The 20171-nt window shown below is 66.2% G+C and carries 16 protein-coding genes; 9 read left to right on the top strand and 7 right to left on the bottom strand.

Going from position 1 to position 20171, the window contains the following annotated elements; all coding sequences use genetic code 11:
* The first annotated feature begins 56 nt into the window (after positions 1-56).
* On the top strand, positions 57-1415 hold the full coding sequence (locus GT355_RS06510; protein ID WP_240145742.1) for an MFS transporter: 1359 nt from the start codon (positions 57-59) through the stop codon (positions 1413-1415).
* A gap of 91 nt (positions 1416-1506) precedes the next feature.
* Here the strand turns inward: GT355_RS06510 and GT355_RS06505 are convergent, their stop codons facing one another.
* The 3 genes from GT355_RS06505 to tbsP all read right to left on the bottom strand — a co-directional run bounded on the left by GT355_RS06505 (position 1507) and on the right by tbsP (position 4580).
* Positions 1507-2694 carry a low temperature requirement protein A gene (locus GT355_RS06505; protein ID WP_240145741.1) on the bottom strand — a complete coding sequence of 396 codons (1188 nt, stop codon included), beginning with the start codon at positions 2692-2694 and terminating at the stop codon, positions 1507-1509.
* Positions 2695-2817: 123 nt separating this feature from the next.
* Positions 2818-3753 carry an NAD-dependent epimerase/dehydratase family protein gene (locus tag GT355_RS06500; protein ID WP_160133849.1) on the bottom strand — a complete coding sequence of 312 codons (936 nt, stop codon included), beginning with the start codon at positions 3751-3753 and terminating at the stop codon, positions 2818-2820.
* Positions 3750-4580: a transcriptional regulator TbsP gene (tbsP, locus tag GT355_RS06495; RefSeq protein ID WP_160133848.1), complete on the bottom strand. Its 831-nt coding sequence runs from the start codon at positions 4578-4580 to the stop codon at positions 3750-3752. The genes GT355_RS06500 and tbsP overlap by 4 nt, the downstream gene beginning before the upstream one ends.
* 406 nt (positions 4581-4986) lie before the next feature.
* Here tbsP and GT355_RS06490 point away from each other — a divergent pair, with 406 nt between their 5' ends.
* Positions 4987-7248, top strand: a complete 2262-nt coding sequence (locus tag GT355_RS06490) for a DUF2206 domain-containing protein (protein ID WP_240145740.1) — start codon at positions 4987-4989, stop codon at positions 7246-7248.
* Here the strand turns inward: GT355_RS06490 and GT355_RS06485 are convergent.
* The gene (locus tag GT355_RS06485) at positions 7245-8729 is read right to left on the bottom strand and encodes an oligosaccharide flippase family protein (protein ID WP_240145739.1); all 1485 of its coding nucleotides are present in this window, start codon (positions 8727-8729) and stop codon (positions 7245-7247) included. The two genes, GT355_RS06490 and GT355_RS06485, sit on opposite strands and share 4 nt — an antisense overlap.
* A 23-nt stretch (positions 8730-8752) precedes the next feature.
* Entirely contained in the window at positions 8753-10075 is a 1323-nt protein-coding gene (locus tag GT355_RS06480) for a right-handed parallel beta-helix repeat-containing protein (protein ID WP_160133847.1), read from the bottom strand.
* Positions 10076-10590: 515 nt separating this feature from the next.
* Between GT355_RS06480 and GT355_RS06475 the strand changes: the two genes are divergently transcribed.
* The 6 genes from GT355_RS06475 (at position 10591) to GT355_RS06450 (ending at position 16637) form a co-directional block, all read left to right on the top strand.
* Positions 10591-11691: a glycosyltransferase family 2 protein gene (locus GT355_RS06475; protein WP_160133846.1), complete on the top strand. Its 1101-nt coding sequence runs from the start codon at positions 10591-10593 to the stop codon at positions 11689-11691.
* A complete protein-coding gene (locus tag GT355_RS06470) occupies positions 11688-12611 on the top strand; it encodes a polysaccharide deacetylase family protein (protein WP_160133845.1) in 924 nt (307 codons plus the stop codon). The genes GT355_RS06475 and GT355_RS06470 overlap by 4 nt, the downstream gene beginning before the upstream one ends.
* Positions 12608-13648, top strand: coding sequence for a lipid II:glycine glycyltransferase FemX (locus GT355_RS06465; protein WP_160133844.1), 1041 nt, complete (start codon positions 12608-12610; stop codon positions 13646-13648). Before GT355_RS06470 ends, GT355_RS06465 begins: the two co-directional genes overlap by 4 nt.
* On the top strand, positions 13641-14303 hold the full coding sequence (locus GT355_RS06460) for an alanyl-tRNA synthetase (RefSeq protein ID WP_160133843.1): 663 nt from the start codon (positions 13641-13643) through the stop codon (positions 14301-14303). Before GT355_RS06465 ends, GT355_RS06460 begins: the two co-directional genes overlap by 8 nt.
* Positions 14304-14366: 63 nt before the next feature.
* On the top strand, positions 14367-15221 hold the full coding sequence (locus GT355_RS06455; protein ID WP_160133842.1) for an FkbM family methyltransferase: 855 nt from the start codon (positions 14367-14369) through the stop codon (positions 15219-15221).
* A gap of 165 nt (positions 15222-15386) precedes the next feature.
* Positions 15387-16637, top strand: a complete 1251-nt coding sequence (locus GT355_RS06450; RefSeq protein WP_160133841.1) for a carboxylate--amine ligase — start codon at positions 15387-15389, stop codon at positions 16635-16637.
* Between the two features lie 24 nt (positions 16638-16661).
* On the opposite strand, the gene GT355_RS06445 is transcribed toward GT355_RS06450, so the two are convergent.
* Both GT355_RS06445 and GT355_RS06440 read right to left on the bottom strand, forming a co-directional pair.
* Positions 16662-17807 (bottom strand): glycosyltransferase family 4 protein, encoded by a 1146-nt coding sequence (locus GT355_RS06445; RefSeq protein ID WP_240145738.1) that lies wholly within the window; start codon positions 17805-17807, stop codon positions 16662-16664.
* A gap of 44 nt (positions 17808-17851) precedes the next feature.
* Complete coding sequence (locus tag GT355_RS06440; protein ID WP_160133839.1) at positions 17852-19075, bottom strand: glycosyltransferase family 4 protein; 1224 nt, start codon at positions 19073-19075, stop codon at positions 17852-17854.
* Between the two features lie 583 nt (positions 19076-19658).
* Here GT355_RS06440 and GT355_RS06435 point away from each other — a divergent pair.
* Positions 19659-20138, top strand: a complete 480-nt coding sequence (locus GT355_RS06435; RefSeq protein WP_240145737.1) for a DUF7344 domain-containing protein — start codon at positions 19659-19661, stop codon at positions 20136-20138.
* The last annotated feature ends 33 nt before the right edge of the window (positions 20139-20171 follow it).

Below are 20171 nucleotides of genomic sequence, written 5' to 3'. Positions count from 1 at the left end.
GACGTTCGAGGGGATCCGACGGCAGGGTTATGCCCGGCGGTGGCCTGTCGGACGGCGTGACTGCGCCGACCCACGACGATGCCAGTGACTCCCTGATACTGTTCGTGCTCTGGTTGGTCGTGTTCTCGTTCGCCAGTCAGGTGATGATCGTCGCGCCGATCCTCACCCGGATCGCCGAACAGCTCAGCGTGACGACGGGTCTCCTCGGGACGCTCATCACGGCCTACGCGTTCGTCGTCGGGATATTCGCGCTCGTGGCCGGTCCGATCTCGGACCGCGTCGGCCGACGACGTATCCTGTTGGCCGGGAGCGGTCTGATGACGGTCGCGCTCGCCGCGCACGGGTTCGTCGAGAGCTTCGCGATGCTGTTCGGCGTGCGGGCGTTCGCCGGGGCGGCCGGTGGGATCCTCAACGGGGCGGCGATCGCGTACGTCGGCGATTACTTCCCCCGGGAACGCCGTGGCTGGGCGAGCGGCTGGGTCATGAGCGGTCTCGCGGCCGGTCAGATCGCCGGCATCCCGCTCGGGGTCGTGCTCGCCGATGCGTTCGGGTTTCGCGCCCCGTTCGTCGCGTTTGCGGTCGTGATGGGTGTCGCCACGGTGCTCGTTTGGCGGTTCGTCCCGCAACCGGAGACACGACGCACCGACGCGCCGCTCGGCCTCCGAACCGCGATCGAAGCCTACACCGACCTGCTTCGCCGCCCCGGCGTCGGGGCGGCCTCGCTCATGTTCGCGCTGGTGTTTCTGAGTTTTCCGCTCTACATCGCGTACCTCCCGCTCTGGCTCGAAACCACGTTGGGGGTCACGGGTGGTTCGATCGCGCTCCTCTTCTTCGTCGGCGGGGTCGGGAACGTCCTCGCGGGACCGGAGGCCGGACGGCTGTCCGATAGCGTCGGTCGCAAGCCGGTCATCGTCGGTGCCTCGCTCGCGGTCGCGTTGGTGATCCTCGCCACCCCGTTCGTGGCCGCCGGCCTGTGGCCGGTCTACCTCGTCTTCTTCGTCGCGATGGCGTTGTTCGCCTCGCGCGGGAGTTCGTTCCAGGCGCTCCTGACCGAGCTCGTTCCCGGCGACCGCCGTGGGTCGTTGATGAGCCTCACGGCCGCCACCGGGCAGATCGGCTTCGCCATCGGCGGGGCGCTCGCGGGCGTGGTCTTCACCGCCTTCGGACCGGGCTATCTCGCCAACGCGGCGCTCGCGGCCGCGGGCTGTCTCGTTCTGGGGGTGGTCGCGTGGCGCTATCTCCCCGAGACGGTCGTCGAACCCACTGGGAGAGCGGGTGTCACGAACGAACGGCGCTCGGCCGCCGCCCCTTCACGCTCGTTCACGGAGATCGCCTGCCGTCAGTCCTCCGACGCGCTGTGTGGCCCGCACCAGGAGGCTGGACACATGGCCACCGGTCACGACGAAAACCCGTAGCTGGGAGAACGAACAAGGCACTCTGTCGTTCTCCCGATGGCCTGGACGAGTCTGCGACACTCATCGGGAGCGCCGTTATTGCGGGCGTGGCTTAGCCACCGACCGAGAGATCGGCCGTCCGCCCCCGTTCGCGCAGGTCGAGGGCGACCTGTGCGACACAGATGACCACCAGCACTCCGGCGACCGCGAACGGCGTCAGCGGCCCACCCAGGACGGCGACGACGAGCACCGCACCCGCGCCGCCGAAGCGATGCAACGACTGGGTTCGCGCGGGGCGGTTCGCGCAGGCGTCGGTCGTCCGGTGGATGACCCCGATGGCCGAGAGCACGACGACGAGTGCGCCACAGAGCAACCAGCGGTCGGCCGCCGGGAGCTGGAGCGTCGGCTCGGCGACAAGGAGATGGTCGATCCCGACCCCGACGGCGGCGAGACCGACCACGAGCGGGAAGTGGGCGTAGAGCCACCGCTGGTAGTCAGCCGTGCGCCCCGCCGCGACTGCCGCCCGGATGGCCGCCCCATCGAGATTGTCGAAGTAGACCCACCAGAGACTGAACACCACCGCAACGCAGAACGCGCCGACGAGGAACGCAGGGAGCGAGAAGGCCTGTTCGCTCGCCCCGTGAACGAGCCCGACGACCGACTCGCCGAGGACGATGATGGTGAACAGCCCGAACCGTTCGGGCAGGTGTGAGGCGTGGGGTGGGAGGTCGCCGTGGAGGCTCCCCGCGGTGATCGGCGTGGCGAACGAGACCAGGAGCCCGAGCGCCCACAGACCGAAGCGGTAGGGGGGCGGGACGAATACCGAGGCGAACCACAGGCCGGCGTCGAGACCGAAGCCACGCGCGTAGCGTGTCGTGAGCGGCCTTGCCTCGGGGATGGCCCGGCTGGCACCGAGATATTTGACGACGAGGACGCCCCGGAGCGCCGCATAGGCGAGCGCGAATCCACGGGAGGTCTCGCCGAACGCCCCGTGGACGTTGACCGCGAGCGCGACCACCGCGAAGAGTTCGATCGCGGTCATGAGCCGGTGAACGAGGTCGTCGGTGTCGAAACGGGTCGCGTAGAACGTCGAACCGATCCACCCCCACCACACAGGAATGAACAACGCGACGTACGCGAACACGTTCGCCGGGGAGCGACCGGCACCGAGAAGCCCGACGAGTTCGGCGACCGTCACCACGAACACGAGGTCGTAGAACAGTTCGAGCCACGTCGCGCTCCGCTCCTCGACGTCGCCGCTCGCACGCATCCGGGGCCGTTCTAGCCACTCGCTGAACACACCTCTACTTGGACAAGTGTTCACATAGCGCTGTCGTGGCCTCGGGTTCGGTCCCGACCACGAACGAACGGTCCCAACGGCGTTCGTCCGGGGTTCTCGCGCTGTGGTGTTCGACCCTCACCCTCAGTTGACGGTGAGACGTCGGTTCCACTCGACGAGCGACCCGATCCCGGTTTCGATGTCCCGCGTCGGTTCGTAGCCGAGTTCGGCTTCGGCCTTCGAGATGTCCGCACAGCTCGCCCGAACGTCGCCGGAACGCCCGTCGGTGTGGACGATCTCGATGTCGGGGTCGATGGCGTTCCGGACGTGCTCGGCGAGGGTGGCGATACGCACCTCTGTCCCGGTGCCGACGTTGAACGCCTCCCCGACGGCGTCGGTCGTCGCGGCCAGCAGGTTCGCACGGACGACGTCACGAACGTGGACGAAGTCCCGCGTCTGTTCGCCGTCGCCCTGAACGGTGATCGGTCCGCCCGACCGAGTCTGGGAGACGAACGTCGAGATCACCCCGCTGTACGACCCCGCCGACTGCCGGGGGCCGTAGACGTTGAAGTACCGAAGCGCGACCGTCTCGACGTCGTACAGGTGGTTGTAGAGCCGGCAGTAGTGGTCGCCGGCCAGCTTCTCGAGCCCGTACGGCGAGTTCGGGGTCTTCGACTCGTTCTCCGAGACCGGCACCCGGTCGGGGTCCCCGTAGATGGCCGCACTCGACGCGAAGACGACTCGGGTCCCGGTTCGGCGAGCCGTTTCGAGGAGCGACAGCGTGGCATCGACGTTCACGGCGTGGCTCTCCTCGGGTTCCTGGATGGAGCGCTCGACGCTCGCGATGGCCGCCTCGTGAAAGACGACGTCGGCACCGTCGAGCGCCGCCTCCCGCGTGGCTGCATCGCGAACGTCGCCCGTGACGACGTCGACGTTCGTCGGAAAACGACGTGACTCCCCGTCGGCGGTGTCGACGACGCGGACGTCGTTGGTCGGCGCGACCGCCTCGACGAGATGGCTCCCGATGAACCCGCTCCCGCCGGTGACGACGACGGTCCGGTCCTCGATGGCCGGTCTCATGAGTCGACGCTGGCCGGGAGTTCGTCCCGAACGACGGTCACGAACTCGTCGGCGTCCTCCGTTCGGAGGCGGTCGTCGCCCAGGAGCAGGCGCAGCCGTGGCCGACCGACGTCCACGGGCACTTTTTCGGTCGCGATGAGTCCGGCCGCTTCGAGCCGCATCTTCTCCCGGGAGAAGGTCGCCTTGCTCGCGATGCCGATGTTCTCACCCCACCTCGAGATGTCGTAGAGGAGCTCCTCGTGCTTGGCCGCGACGAGGAGGGCGATCACGACCTCGTCGAGGGTCTGACCGCGGGTGCTCCCGAGCGCATCGAGCATCGACTGGAAATCGTCGACGAGTTCGGGACCGAACTCGGTGGCGAGCGAGTCCCCGACTGCCGAGTACGCCGGCGTGCGCAGCGGGAAACTCCCGGACTCCTTGTAGAGTCCCTGCCAGTAGGCACGTGTGCCCTCGACGAGGTCGAGGTTCTCGGTGCTGAGCCCGACGACGTCGTCTTTCGTCGAGATGATGGCGGTGACGGACTCGTCGGTGACGAGCAGAACGTTCTCGAATGGGCCCTCCGCCATCTGTGTGGAGAGGGTGTTCGTGGCGACGAGCTCCGCCGCGATGCTCGCCATCGCGAAGTCCTCCCGGACCCACTTGAGCACCGACTCGTAGGTGAGCAACCGAACCGACGGAGGATCCGTCATCCCGTCCAGACTGTGAAGGAGGTCGGCCGTGGCCGTTTCGTTCAACCCGATCGCGAGGACGCCGTCCGACGACCCCGCGAGCACGTCCTGGAAGACCTCGGCGGTAGCCGTTTCGACGGTTGACGGGCGTAGTGCCATGGTCCTACCGATAGCGTATCGGATCATAGCTATTCGGTGCTTGAGTCGAACGAAATCAGTGGTTAGCGCCGGGATTCGAGCCGCGACTCCCCTTCCCTCCGGTCCGGGTCCGTTGATTCGCTCGTTCTTCCAGTTCGAGTGACCGGATCTAACCCCACGGTCGCCATCCCGACGTCACCGGCGCTGCCCCGATCCACGAAGCGACGACCACGGCACGAGCCTGGCCCGTCGTCCCCTGTGATGTCCACGGAGGGCGATCTCGCGCGCGTTCTTTCGGCCGTTTCATTGAGCTCGTGGTTCGGCTCGACATCGAGGTCACGTTTCAACGGCGCAATTGACTGATTTATGCACTCATTGATTATGGCTGAGTAGTTCGGATCTCCGATGTAAAATGTTGGACACCCGCGTGAACAGAACGGAGCTGGCGTTGTTCGTCGTTGTGACCTCGTATCTCTTCCTGGACGTGGTCCTCGGCATCGACATCCCGGGAAGTACCGTGTTTCGACCGGTCCTCGGCTGTGCTCTGCTCGGGGTCCTGCCGGGCTATCTGCTCGTCTCGATGCTCGGCCTGAGTGACCGCTCGCCGGGCCGCGTCGTGCTCTACGCCGTCGGATTGAGCCTCCCCATCGTCGTCTGTCTCTCGATCCTGGTCAGCGCCGTTCTGTCGACGTTCGCCGTCGACCGACCGCTCTCCGCATCGAGCGTGACCGTCGCTGTCTCGGCGCTCGTGGTCTTTCTGGTCACGGTTCGTCTCGTGGGGGGCGGTGCCTCGTGGTCGTTGCGGCCGTTGGCGGTCTTCGAGTGGATCACGTTCTCGGTCATCGGGGCCTCGGACCAACTGCACTCCCGGATACTGGACTGGGGACCCGAGCAGAGCGAGCGTTCGGCCCGGTCGGTAGTACGCCGGCTGTCGTTCCGAGATTGGCTCGCGCTCGGCTCGCTGACGCTCCTTCCGGTCGGAGCGGTTCTCGTGACCCTCGCCAGCGACCCGGCGGGCCTCGACTGGTCGCTCGTCGTCCTCTCGTGTGCGGTCGCGGTCGTTCCACTGGTACTCCTCCAGTGGCGGGGGTCACCGGTGGTCTATCCCTACGCCATCTGGGCGGTGACTGCGACGGTACTGTTGCAGATGACGCTGGTCTCGGGACATATCTGGGGCTTCGACATCCACTTCGAGTACGCCACGGCTCTGGAGATCCGCCAAGACGGCTACTGGACTACGGCGGGTGGCAACTCGAACAGCTCCTTGGTGGCGATCACACTGCTGGGAGCCGTTTACTCGATGGTGACCGGGATGGAACTCGTCTGGGTTTACAAACTCGTCTATCCTCTCCTGGTCTCACTGCTCCCGGTGGGTATCTGGTACATTACGAGAACCGAGTTTCGGGGCCGCTCGGTCGCCGTGCTCGCGCCGTTCGCGCTCGTGTTCTACTACGGGTTCTTCAAGGATATGCCCGACAAACAGCTCGTCGCGGGGCTCTTCGTCGTCCTCTTGCTCACCGTCTTCCTCGACGACCAGCTATCGCCGCTCCAGCGGTGGACGCTCGGGCTCCCGCTCGCTCTATCGGTGGTCTTCGCCCACTACGGTGTCAGCCTGTTGCTCGTCGGATTTTTGGGGCTGGGTCTGGTCGCTCGATATCTCGTCCGGCTCACGAGCGGTGTCAGGGTCGTCACTCGAATCACCCGACCAGTGCTCACCACGTTCCTCGGGGTCGTCTGGCTGATATGGTACTCGTCTACGGGTTCCGGCGAGAACCTCGAGAGCGTCGTCACCGCTGCCGGCGAGGCGTTCAACGCGTTCCCGGTCTCGGAGTCCGGCCGCAGCGGCGTTGGCTACGCGACGATGGGGGTCGAGTCGGGCTACTGGCTCACGTACAGGCTCCTCTACATCGTCCTCGTGGCACTCATCGGCCTCGGCGTCCTCGGAGCACTCTATGCACTCGCCACCGACCGCGAAGCCGCCCGGACCTCCGAATACACGCTGTTCTCGCTGGGTGTGTTCGGCTTTCTCTTCGCGTCGGCGCTGATCACGTTCGGGATGGGCTTCGACCGGACGTTCCAGATCGCGCTGTTCGTTCTCGCACCCTTCGCCGTCACGGGCGCGAGAACCGCCGTTGCCGGACTCGCACGGTTCGCCGAACAGCTTCCACGCGATGGCCTGCGCGCGCGTGTGAGCGCTGTCCCGGTCGAGGGGCTCTTCGCGGTGTTCCTCGCGCTCCTCTTCCTGTTCAGTTCGGGCACCGTCTTCGCGGTCGCCGATCAACCGGAACCGTCCTACAACATCAACTACAACGAGAGCGCCGGGTGGCCGGTCTACACCCAGGACGAAGTCAACGCCACGCGGTGGCTCGCGACACGTACGGCGGACACCGGGACGGACGTCGCCGTCTACAACAACTACGACCGCCTCAAGAGTCGGGACGGGCTGCTCGTCAGTGAGGTCGTCCCGTCCGAACGGATCGATTCGATCTGGCTGAGCAGGACGGGGCTCGACGAGACCGCCTACGTCTACGTGAGTCACAGACCCATGATGAAACCGGGAAGCGACTCGACGTACATCTCCGTCGAGCGAACGCCCTTCTACAGGAACGTCCTCGCCGATCGGGAGCCGGTCTACGAGAACGAGCATGCGTCGGTCTACTACGTCCGAACGAACGGGACGAACGCCTAGAGAAGCGTCCGGACGTTCGAAACGAGCCCCGACGCCTCGACGCGGACCCGTTCTATCAGCGCGAGGACGGTGAGCGCGTAGATCGCTGCGCCCGTCCCGACCAACAGGATGGTCGTCGGGATCCCGAGCGTGGCGTCCGGCGTGAGCACCCAGAGACACGCCCCCATGAAGAGCGCGGCGAGGACTTCGAAGCCGATCTCCCGCGTCGGAACCGTGAACGCGAGTATCGACCGGATGAAGTAGAACGAGAGCGCCGTCCGGACCACCATCGCCGCCGTCGTGGCGAACGCCGCGCCGACCCACCCGAACAGGGTAATACCGACGACGTTGAGCGAGATGAGGAGGACGAGGAAGACGAGGTTCGTTCTGAACATCAGGTCCGGACGGTCGAGCGCGTTGAGCGCCTCACCGAACACCACCTCGTAGCTGTGGAACGCGCGTGCGAGGAGCAACACGACGACGACGGTGGCACCGACCCGGTACTCGTCGCCGAACATCGCCAGTATCGGTTCGGCGAAGATGATCCCGCCGACGAAGCCGGGGATCGACATGATCCCGACGTAGACCAGCGATCGTTCGAGGAGGTCGGTGACCCGGTCGTAGTCGTTCCGGGCCGCGAGCTCGCTGATGCTCGGGAACAGCGCCGAACTGATCGCCGACGCGACGAAGAACAGGACGCCGGTGATCTGCCAGCTCAGCTCGTAGACCCCGACGAGCGCGGGGGCGACGAAGACACCGAGGATGAGCGTGTCCGTCCAGATCCAGGAGGTCTCCTGGAGCGCCCCCATCCAGCTGTACTTCGCGAACCGGAACAGGCTCTCGAAGTGTCGCCGTGCCGGTCGTCGCAGCCGCAACGAGAGCATGGCCACGCCGACGACGACGGCCAACACCTGTCCGAGCCAGACCCCAACGAAGATCCCGAACACGCCGTAATCCAGTGCCAGGAGGGGGATCCACGCGACCAGGCGGCCGCCGTTGGAGACGAACCCCAGCAGCCCGGCTCTGGCGACCCGTTTCTCGCCGCTCAGGGATTCGTAGAGCGTCGACTGGACGAGATAGGTGAGCGAACACAGCAGCAAGAACGGCACCGCGAACTCGTGGCCGATGTAGGCGGTGATCTCGCCCCTGAAGCCGACCAGAACGGCCGTGACGGCGACGAAGATGCCGAGCCGGGTGAGGAGGGCGGCGGTGAAGAACTCGTCGCGCTCGACCCCCTCGCTGATCCGCTTCTTCGCGGCCGCGGAGAGGCCGGCGTCGGTCACCAGCCCGACGACCTCCACGACGGCGATGAACAGCGAGTACACCCCGAGCACCGACGCGCCGGTGGTCGCGAGGTAGAAGACCGCGAGGAACACGGAGACGGAGGTCGCGACCCGGGCGAGAAACGTTCCGAACGAGGACCGAACGATCGTCGACTGACTCATCCGCCCCTCCGGCGTTCCGGTACCATTGTTGGCTTCGGGTTCCCCCCACTCAGCCATTACTATGCGCCGATTCAATCGGTTCAGCCGGCGTCGCCGTTCGCGTTCGTGCGCCAGCTGTCCGGGAGTCCGACCGCCTGGCCGGTCATGGTGCCGACGAACGTGTTGTTCCTGAACGAACAGTCGACGAACGAGCCCGGCCCGGCCTTGCGTGCGACGACCCCCGACCGCGAGCGACCGTTGCTCTGTATCGTGTTGTCGTGGATCTGGAGCGCCACGATGTCGTTCCCGTCGACGAGACACCGTACCGCCGACCGATAGGTCCCCCGGAGGTCGTTGCTCTTGATCTGGTTGCCGATGCTCTCGACCCCCTTCGACGCCGAGACCAGGATGAGCGGGTGGTCGGGGTAGTCCGAGTGGATGTCGCAACCGGTGACGTTCGAGTAGCTACACCGGTCGAACTCGATCGTCGGGTCGCCGTCCAGCCCGTTGGCGTAGAACTTCGAATCGCTGACCTTCCAGGACTCCCCTCGAGCGGTGATCGCGGGTCCCCCGTTGTACCCAAACCAGTTGGTATCGACGCGGGCGACCCCGACGGAGGGATAGGACCGTTTGTTGCCGCCGCCGCGGAGCCCGGCGGCCCCGTTGTTGAGGAACTGACAGCCGCGGAACTGGTTGTCGTCGGTGCTCGCCGTCGACCCGGCGAGCCAGAAGCCGTTGTCGGGTGCGGCGTAGAAGTTGCAGTCGACGAATCGACTGTTCCAGAACGCCCCGTACACCGCGTTTCCGGTCGCGTTGTTCCCCCTGTTCCCGTCGAACATGAGGTCCCGCAGGGTACACTCCATCACGTTCCGGTCGGGGAGGTCGGGCGTCGTCACGAGGTCCGTGTTCGCCCCGTCTTCGAGCTTGAGCGTGGTCGCGTTGCGACCCGACCCGACGAGCATGACACCGTGTTCGAGCGTGAGCTCGCGCCCGACGTACGTCCCCGGCGCGAGCCGGATCACGACGTTCCCGCCCGTTCGGTCGATCACGGTCTGGATCGCCTCGAAACCGTCGTCGGGGGTGAGGTGATACTCGCCGGTCGCCCTCGGCGACTCGGGTTCGACGACCAACGGTATCCAGCGCTCGCCGTCGGAGAGCGACCGTCGCGTCGCCCCCGCCGGACCCGGGTCGGTCGCCTCCCAGATCGTTCCCTCGGCATCGCCCGGCTCCGGGCGGTCTCGTTTCGGTCCGACGTGGTAGTTCTCCGTTATCTCGTATACGCGGTCGAGGTTCGACATTTGGGTCTCCGTGGAAAGTCGTTCGGTAGGCTGGTTCGGCGACGAACAGGCGGCGACGGTACCGCTGCCCGCGGCGACGAGTGCCAGGAACGTTCGCCGTCCGATCGAGAGACGCTCCTGGGCCATTGCGGACGATCGTTCTCCGGACTGATTGACTATTGTCCCGTTGAACGGGTCATAGAACGAACGGGAACGGTTCTCGGAACCCGTTCGGACGACACGATGTGGACGGCTGGTCCGGTCCGTGGGACCGGTGCGAACACGGAGACCCGCCGGTCGTCACGAGGATCGCGCGTCGAACGAGGTGTGCCGAGCGGCGCTGACGAACGTCCCAGCCGCTCGATGCCCATCCCTTCCGCGTGTGTATCCGCTCAGTCGTGTTTCAGGAACGAAAGCGAGACCCGTGCTTCGGTCCAAACGACGACGGTCCTGCCGGTTGGTTCGATGTCTCCATCGGTTGTGCCATCGAGATCTATCCGTTGTTCTATCCTTTCAGTTCGTACGTTCTATTCGCAACTATCTACCCGACTTGTGGAATAATTTCGCGTTTGGATGTGCGTTCGTCCTCAAATATCCCGTTCAGAAACACACAATTGGAGAATATCTATCGTCCGATACGATCAACGACGGCCCGGAGGAGAATGAGCGAACACACAGCTGACGGCGTTTCCGCGAGCGAGGGGGTGGGTTCGACCGTCGACATCATCGACGACGACCACCGCCCGGGCCGGGTTCGTCCCCTCGAAAACGAGCGCGCCGAGAACGGCCGGCAGCCGACCGAACGGACGTCGGGCTCGGCGTGGGCGGGCGCGGACTGCGACGTGATGGTAGCGATCCCGGCGTACAACGAGGAAGCGACGATCGCCGACGTGGTGCGGCGGGTGGCCGACCACGCCGATCTGGTGCTCGTCGTGAACGATGGAAGCGACGACGGCACCGGAGCCAAGGCCGCGGAGGCGGGCGCGGTCGTCAGCACCCACCACCGAAACCGTGGCTACGGCGCGGCCCTCAAGACCGCCTTCGAGACCGCGAAGGAGTACGACGTGAACCATCTCGTCGTCCTCGACGCCGACGGCCAGCACGACCCCGCGGACGTTCCCCGGCTCGTCAGGGCGCAAGCCACCACGCACGCCCCGCTCGTCATCGGCAGTCGGTTCGTGGAGGGTGCCGTGTCGAACGCGCCGTTCTACCGCCGCGTGGGGCTCCGCGTCATCAACGTGCTCACGAACTTGAGCATGGGTATCGTGCGGGCCGACTCGCGGATGAGCGACACCCAGAGCGGCTTTCGGGCGTACGACCGGGAGGCGATCGAGACCCTCGCCGAGGACATGACCATCGGCGACTGGATGGACGCCAGCACGGACATCCTCTATCACATCCACCACCACGACTACCCGGTCGAGGAGGTCCCGATCACGGTCACCTACGACGTGGCGAACGCGAGCAGCCAGGACCCGCTCTCCCACGGGATGATCCTCCTCCAGAACATCCTGAAGACCATCGAACGCGAGCGCCCGCTCACGGCGCTCGCGCTGCCGGGCTTCTCGCTCACCTTCGGCGGGCTGGGCGTCGGCTACTGGGCGGTCATCAGCTACGTCCAGTCGGGGACGTTCCCGGTCGGGCTCTCGCTCAGCGCGGTGTTCCTCGTGCTGGTCGGTATCTTCGCGTGCTTCACCGCGATCGTCCTCCACTCGCTCAGCACCTACTTCGAGAACGCCGGGATCGACGGGAGGATTCGATGAGCGACGCGGTGACGAACGTCCTCTCGTTCGACGTCGAACACTGGTACTCGGCGACGCTGCTCCGGGAGCGAGTGACGGACCCGGCGACACACATCGAGGCGTCGATCGAACGCGTCCTCGCCGTCCTCGACCGATTCGACGTCCGGGCGACGTTCTTCGTCGTCGGGGAACTGGCCCGCGAACGACCGGACCTCGTGGCACGGATCGCGGATGCGGGTCACGAGGTCGGCTCACACGGCCACACCCACCGGCCGCTGTTCGAACTCGACAGGGATGCATTCGCCGCGGAGCTCGAAGCGAGCGCCGTCGCCATCCACGACGCGACCGGAACGTGGCCGACGGGGTTCCGTGCGCCGAACTTCTCGGTGACCCCCCGGACGGCGTGGGCCATCGAGGCGCTCGAAACCGCCGGCTATCGGTACGATTCCAGCGTCTTCCCCGTCAAGACGCCGATGTACGGGGTGGCCGACGCACCCGTTCGGCCCTACCGCCTCGACCCGCGGGCACCGTTCACTGATCCGGATGACAGTGCCGACGGTCGGCTCGTCGAGCTGCCGCTCGCGGTGTTCCATCCCCGTCTCCGACTGCCGGTCGCCGGCGGGTTCTACGCGCGAGTGCTCCCGACTTGGCCCGTGAAACGCGGGATACGGAACCTCAACGCACGCGGGCATCCGGCGACGATCTACTTCCACCCGTGGGAGTTCAACCCGGCCGTTCGGTCCGCAGCCGCAAACGCCCCGATACCGGCACACGCGCGTTTCATCAGTTTCCACGGGATCGAGCGATTGGCGGCGAAGCTCGAAGCGCTGCTCGACGAGTTTACCTTCGGGACGGCCGGTGCCGTCGCGGACGAGTACGCCGACCCCGGCGGGGTGGCTATCGACGGCACCGCGCCTATCAGGGTCGGGGGTGAGCGATGAGCCGGGCGACGACCGACGGGAGCGACGTCGGGATCGAGCCGGTGTCCACCCGGTCGCCGGAGTGGCGGTCCGTCGTCGATGACCACCCCGACGCGACGGTGTTTCACACCCCGGCGTGGGCGGACGCCGTCTCGACGGCGTTCGGGTACGAGCCCCGACACCGCCTCCTGACGGACCCCGATTCCGGCGCGACCCGGGGGATGATCCCGGGGTTCAGCGTCCGCGAGGGGGTCGGCCACAGCGTGGTCAACCCGTTCTGTGAGTACGGCTTTCCGCTGGTCGACGAGGACATCTCGGCGACGTCGGTTCTGTCCGGGCTCGACGGCGACACCCGCATCGTCAAGGATGCCGGCTGGAGCGGCGTAAGCGGGTACAACGAGGCGGGCTACGGCGGGGTTCCGACCGGGTCGTCGATCCGGCTGTCGCTCGATCGGTCGTTCGAGACCCTCTGGGAGTCGACGTTCGAGAAGGACATCCGCCGGTGCGTGCGAACCGCCCGCGACCACGGTGTCACCGTGACCGAGGCCACGGTCGCCGAGTTCTACCCGCTCTACCTCGAAACCATGCGTCGTCTCGGGAGCCCGCAGTTCCCCGAGGCGTTCTTCGCGTCGCTCGTCGACGGTCTCGGGGACGCCGCAACGGTTCTGCTCGCCGAGCGCGCGGGCGAACCGATCGCCGGCGTGTTCCTCTTCGAGTGGGGTGACACCACGATGGTGTGGACCCCGGCCTCGAAGCGCGCCCACTGGGACCACCGACCGAACCACCTGCTCTACGTCGAGTCGATCAAACGGGCCTGTCGCGCCGGTCGCTCGGTCGTGGACTTCGGGCGGTCGCGGCGCGGCTCCAGCGTTCACAGCTTCAAAGCACAGTTCGGCGGCTTCGACTACCCGCTCGTGAGCTTCGTCAGTCCACCCGAACGGGCTGGGCGAGCCTCGCTCGAAAGCTACGGACGGCTCGCGACGATCACGCCCCGGTTGGCACCGCTGATAACGCACCCCACCGTGGGGCCGAAACTCAAGGGATTCATCCATGAATAACACCACACTCGTCGGCTTGGCGTCGAGCATCGCACTGGTCGGAACGACACTCTACTGGCGGCGCAGGGAACGAACGGTCCGCGAGAGCTTGACCGTGAGCAGGGACTGGGAGTCGAACACGAACGACGTCGACCGCGAGACCCAACGCGCGGCACGGAAGGCGGCCGAACGGCTCGACGCGAGGGTCGAGGACCTCCCCGACCGGGTCACCGCGCTCGACGACGAACGCCGCGACCTGCGGCGCGAGCTCGACGCCGTCCGCGCGCGGTGGGCCGATTCGTGGTGGGGGTCGCTCTCGGACGACCGCTCGGTCGGCGGGGAATCGAACGGTGACGACCCGACCGTTCGCGTGGTCGAGTTCGCGGACGGGGAGCTCCCCGACGCACGGGCGCTCGCGAAGCGCGCGATGGACGGCGAGGGGATCACCCTCGTCGTCGCCCACGGCGATGGCTCCTTCGCCGTCGCCGTCGACGAAGCCCTCGCGGACGAGTTCAGCGCGACGGCTATCGGTCGCGAGATCGCCGACGAGGCGGGCGGCGGGGCGGGCGGTAACGACCGGCTGGCCGCCGGCGGCGGCGCGACGGACGCGCTCGGCGAGACCGCCGAACGCGTCAGACGGCGACTCCTCCGAACGGGGCCGACCACGCCCGCGTGACCGGCCGAGACCCGCTCAGCATCGCCGACGAGTTCACTGCCGAGACGACGAACGACCGCCACGATGACATCCAGAAACGCCCAAGACGCTTGGAGAACCACGAAGGAGAGATCGCTCAACGTGCCGTATCGGCTGGCCGCCAGGTACGGAGTTCCGCCGTTCGTCTCGTCGGTCTACTGGCGTGCCGAGACGGCCTACTGGAGGGCTCGGGCGGCGATGGCCGGCGATGCCGTCGAGACGACGGTCGCCGGCGAGACGGTTCGGTTCGGGGTCTCGACGGTGGCGGAGTACCGCCGAGCGACGACGTTCGGTGGCGAGCGCGACCTGATCGCGACGCTGCTTTCGACCCTCGACGGCACCGAGACGGTCTGGGACGTCGGGGCGTGCGTGGGGACGTACACCTGCTTCGTCGCGAACGCGCTGACCTCCGGCCAGGTCGTCGGGTTCGAACCCGAGGCGGTGAATCGGTCACGGCTCCGAAGCAACCTCGAAACCACCGCCCCCGCCGAACGCTGGACGGTGTCGCCGATAGCGCTCGCGGACGAGAACGGAACGACGATCCTCGCGTCCGAGACCGTCGAGGCCGGTGGCGGCCATCACTATCTCGCGCCCGACGGTGTCGGTCGAACGGTCGAGACACGTCGGGGAGAAGACCTCCTTGACGACGGATTCGCGCCGCCCGACGTGGTCAAGATCGACGTGCAGGGCGCGGAGCTCTTCGTCCTTCAGGGGTTGGGGGAACTGCTCGACACCGTCGAATCGATCTCCCTCGAAGTCCACTCGGAGAAGTGCCGTCGGTACGGAACGACCGCCGAGGAGGTCGAGGCGTTCCTCCGGGCGGCGGGCTACACGCTCACCCACCTCGGCGGGCCGGCGGACCGACGCTCCGGCGTCTACTTCGTTCACGCGCATCGTTGACACCTTCCGACGTACTCGACCCCGGCAGCCGGTTCGATTCAGTCGTTGGGACGACTCGAACGTGCGGATGATTCCGGGTTCGGTTCGGTGTCCTTCGGGCGATCCGTTCGGGCGATAGCTCAAACGACCGCATAGCTATGAGGTCGCTGTCCCTGGGATCCACGAATGAAATCACAAACCGATGGTCGTTCGGTACTGCTCCCGATCAACGACTCCGGCAGCAGCATCTCGTGTCTCCGCTCGCTCGGGAAACGCGGCGTCCACACCATCGCGGTCTCGGAGCGCCGGGACCGGCCGGCGCTCGCGTCCCGGTACTGTGATGAGACGGTTATCGTTCCCTCCCCATACGACGACCTCCTTGCCTACAGGGACGCCCTGCTCTCGCTCGCCGAACGGCCGGACGTCTACACGATCGTTCCCCACCGGGAGGTCGACAGCTACGTCCTCGGGAAATATCGCGACCAGTTCGAGGAGCACGTCGTCGCGCTCTGGCCCTCCTTCGAGCAGGTCCGGACGGTCCACGACCGGCTTCGACAGGCCGAAGCCGCACGTGAGGCCGGGGTCGCCATTCCGGAGACCTACTCGTTCGACGAGGTCGACGACTGGAGCCGCGAGCTGATCGTCAAACCCCGGTACTCGATCCTCACGCACGACTACGTGGACTCGCTCTCGGAGAACGAGTGTGAGGGGAAGATGGAGGTGATATACACCGCCGCCGGCACCGAACCCGACCTGGAGGCGATACAGGAGACGATGCACAAGAGCGGCCGTCACGTCCCCGACCACGTCCCGATCGTCCAGGAGCTCGTCCGGGACACCCGCACCGAGTACGGTTTCAGAGGGCTCTACGACGACGGGGAGTCGGTGCTGACGTGTCAGAAGCGCCAGGTCCGCGGGAAGTCCTACGCCGGCGGGGCGAGCGTCTACCGGGAGACCATGTACGACCCGGCGATCGAGGAGCTGGGACGAACCATGCTCGACCACCTCGACTGGCACGGGCTCGCCTCGGTCCAGTTCCTCAAAGAGCCCGACACTGGCGAGTACAAATTCACCGAGATCAACCCCCGCGTCTGGGCGTCGATCGAGATGGACGTCATCGCGGGGGCCGACTTCCCCTCGGCACACTGGTTGCTGGCGACGGGCGAGCCGGACCGTATCGAAACGGAGTACGAGGTGGGGGCCGGCAATCACCTCCTCTTCGGCGAATTCCAGTACCTCTGGAGCATCCTCCGGAAGCGCTACCCCGCGATCGAACCGCCCAGCTTCCGAGCCGCGGTGTGGGACGTGCTCTCGTCGTGTTACGACCAGCCACACTTCGACTACCTCCACCTCGACGACCCCGCCCCGTTCGTCCGTGGAGTTCTCAATCAGCTCCCGGTCGGCGGCCGTTCGGGGACCGAGATGGCCGGCCAGTAGCGGGTCGGCACGGGTTGTAAAATTTCAATCCAGCGCGCGCTCGTACGTCGAGACGATACCGTCGGCGACGTGCGACCAGTCGTACCGGTCGTAGACCAGCTCGCGGTTCCGCGCACCGACCCGTCGCCGTTCGTCCGGATGGTCGAGGTAGAACCGGATCGCCTCGGCGACGTCGCCGACCGCGGGTGCGGCGTCGAGGAGCCAGCCGTTCTCGTGGTGGTTCAGGACGTTCGGGAGCGCGCCGACGGACGTCGCGACCACGGGGAGCTCCGCGTGCATCGCTTCGAGCACGACCGTCGGCAGTCCCTCAGCCCCGGAGAGCTGTGTGAACAGGTCCGAGGCGTGGTACGCCGCCTTCAGCTCGTCGAAGGGCAAGTTGGCGAGGAAGTGAACTCGGTCGTCCGCCCGCTCGCGGACCGCCCGTTCGTACTCGCCGCTGCCGGTGCCGACGACCACCGCATCGAGGTCGCGGTCGGGGAGGTACTCGAAGAGCGCGTCGACGAGGAGGTGCGGGCGTTTCAGGGGCACCATCCGGCCGACGAACAGGATGGTGGGCGTCTCCGGGTCGAGGCCGTACCGGCGGTTGAACGCCGTGACGCGGTCGTGGCTCACCTCGAACTCCGCGGGATGGATACCGTTCGGAACCACGTCGACGGTCGAGGGATCGACGTCGAACGCGTCGACGAGCGCCTCCTTCTCGGTCGCGCCGAGCACGACCGTTCTGTCGACGCGGTTCAGGACGTACGCCGCGACCGGATGGTAGAGCCCCGTGAGCGCGCGCTGCAGGAAGCTGTCCGGTGACGGACGGAAGCCGTGGACCGTCAGCACGGAGGGGGCGTCCGCCGGGAGCGCGTGGACGGCCTCGACCGTCGAGAAGAACTCGAGGTTGTGGAGGTGATAGAGGTCCGCCGTGCTCCGCGCGACGCGCCGGTGGAGGTCGATCGAGAACGGATTCCGAAACACCGTGAAGTCGGTCTCGCAGTAGGCGACGTCGGCCTGCGGGTCGAGCGGCGAGTTCGTGTTCGCGAGGCTGACGTCGGTTGTGATCGTCGTCGTCTCGTGGCCGCGCGTTTCGAGCGAGCGGTTCAACCGGTAGACGTAGTTCTCGACGCCGCCGAGCGACGGGCGGTAGACGTGGGGGATCTGGACGACGTTCATGCTATCTTTCATAGGGTCGTTGGTCGGCGACGATGTGGCGATGCCAGGGGCGCATGTTAGGAGCGTTGCTGTGCGGCGAGGGGGCGTTCCGGCTGCTCGTCGAGCACGTCCCGGTAGATCGCGACGTGCTCGCGCGCGACGTTCTCCCAGGAGAACTGCTCGCGGAGGCGCTGTGTGTTCCGTCGCATCGCCGCCCAGCGGTCGTCGTCGGTCAGAATGGTCGCGAGTGCGTCGGCCAGCGGTTCGGGGTCGTCCATCGGGACGACGAGCCCGCAACCGCTCTCCTCGACCAGTCGGGGGAAGTCCGCGATGTCGGCCGCGACCACGGGCGTGCCGTAGGCGTACGAGATGGTCATCACGCCGCTGTGGCCGTTCTGGCGCTGGTGGGGGAGGACCGAGACCCGTGCTCGGCGGAAGTACGCGCCGACCTCATCGTTCGGGACGAAGCGGTTCTCGACCTCGAACAGATCAGGATGGGCGTCGATCACCCGTTTCGCGTCCGCCGGGAGGTCGCCGGAGCCGGCGATGACGCAGGTGACGTCGCCGACGCGGTCGGCCACCAACGGGATGGCCTTCGCGACGACGTCGTGTGCTTTCGTCGGGAGGATCTGTCCGAAACAGAGGATCGTTCGCGGTTCGACCGAGACGTCGGCGTGGTCGTACTGCGAGAATATCTCGTACATCCCGTGTGGAACGACGGAGATCTTCGACTGGTCGAAACCGTTGGAGACGAGGGTGTCGCGGTTCGTCTCGGTGTGAACGACGGTGTGTGCCCGGTCGAGCGCCGGGAGCGCGCGGTGTCCGAGCTTCATCACGTTGTCGAGGATCACGTTCGAGAGCGGTTCGCTCGCCGCCAGCTCCTTCCCACGGCGAAGGAGCTTGTTGGGGAGGACGTCGTGATAGGTCTCGATCACGGGATAGTCGTCGTCGATGCCGTAGTGCGCGGTGAACAGCTGGACCTGCGGGAACATGCTGGCCGGCGAGGTGAAGTGTACGATGTCGGGATCGAACGCTTCGATGCGGGCGAGGTTCCGGTAGGAGAGCGCCGCCCGGAACGCCGCCACCGGGCTCCAGTCACCGGCGTAGAGGTCCGTCGCCGCGATGTCGATGTTCTCGAACGCCTCGACACACTCGACGGCGTCGTCGAAGAGGTCGTCGGCGGTCGTCTCGAACGGTTTGAACACGACCACCTCGGCGTGGCGGGACATCGCGTTCGCGAGCTCCGCGGCGTAGTGCGGCAGGCCGCCGCTGTCCTGGGAGAGGACGTAGAGGACCTTCATCGTCTCGTGGACCGACGACTGGTGTTCGGGTACGGGCCGATCATCGACTCTCGTTCCGCCCGGGAACGACTTACCTATGCAGCCACTCAACCCAGCTCCCGGCCGTTCATTGAGCCGTTGTGTCGGCGTAACCGTCGGTTCCGTGGCACGGACACGGCCGCCGGACCGGGTTCCATCGAGGAAGTCGGTCGTGACCCCCTCGAACGCGATCCCGATTCCCTACCGTCGATTCCCGATGGCGACCCGATAATCCATATCGATCGATCAGTTGTTATAGAACGATAGTTCTTACAAATAGAGCGATATGCGCATACTTTTTTCGGATTTCGTGGATGGAATACCTCTCAGATCTCGTGATATTCACCTACGCATACATAAATACCCTTGACAGCTAAGCATTTATGTTATCTATGTATGGGGGTATGGCTGGCTTAACCAACGAACGGGCGCTTCCGGCCGAACCGGTTCGGTGGAGCGCCACCGTCCGTTGGCGACAGCTCGATCGAGCGACCTGGACGACACCCCACCGAAAACCATGCTAGAGTCAACGAAACACCAACTCTCCGAACACGAGATACACGACGTGCTGCGAAACAAGAGACGGGCGCGAACGCTGAAGTACCTCAGAGATCGGGACGAGACCGTCACGCTGCGGGAGCTGTCCGAAGAGCTGGCGAGCATCGAAACGGGGGAGTCACCGCCGCCACGCAGCACGCGTGAGAGCGTCTACAACTCGTTGCACCAGACCCACCTCCCGAAGCTCGACGACTTGGGGATCATCCAGTACGAACAGAACCGGAAGGTCGTCCACCTCCTCAACGACGCTCACCAGGTCGAAGTCTACATGGAGGTCGTCCCGAACGAGGGGGTGCCCTACGCCACCTACTACTTCGTGATAGGGCTGGTCTCGTTGGTCGTCGTCTCGCTGTCGAGCCTCGGGATGCCTCTGTTCGCCGCCCTGCCGGTCTCGGTGTGGGCCGGCGGGTTCGTCGTGTTGTTCCTGATCTCGGGCCTCATTTACTTCCACAGTCAGCAGAAACTCCGTCTCGGTCGGCCTCGCTGAGGACGCTGGGGCCGAGCACAATGCATTGTCGTC

This window comes from Halococcus salsus (assembly GCF_009900715.1).
Lineage (GTDB): Archaea > Halobacteriota > Halobacteria > Halobacteriales > Halococcaceae > Halococcus > Halococcus salsus.
This window is presented reverse-complemented; position numbering and strand designations above follow the sequence as displayed.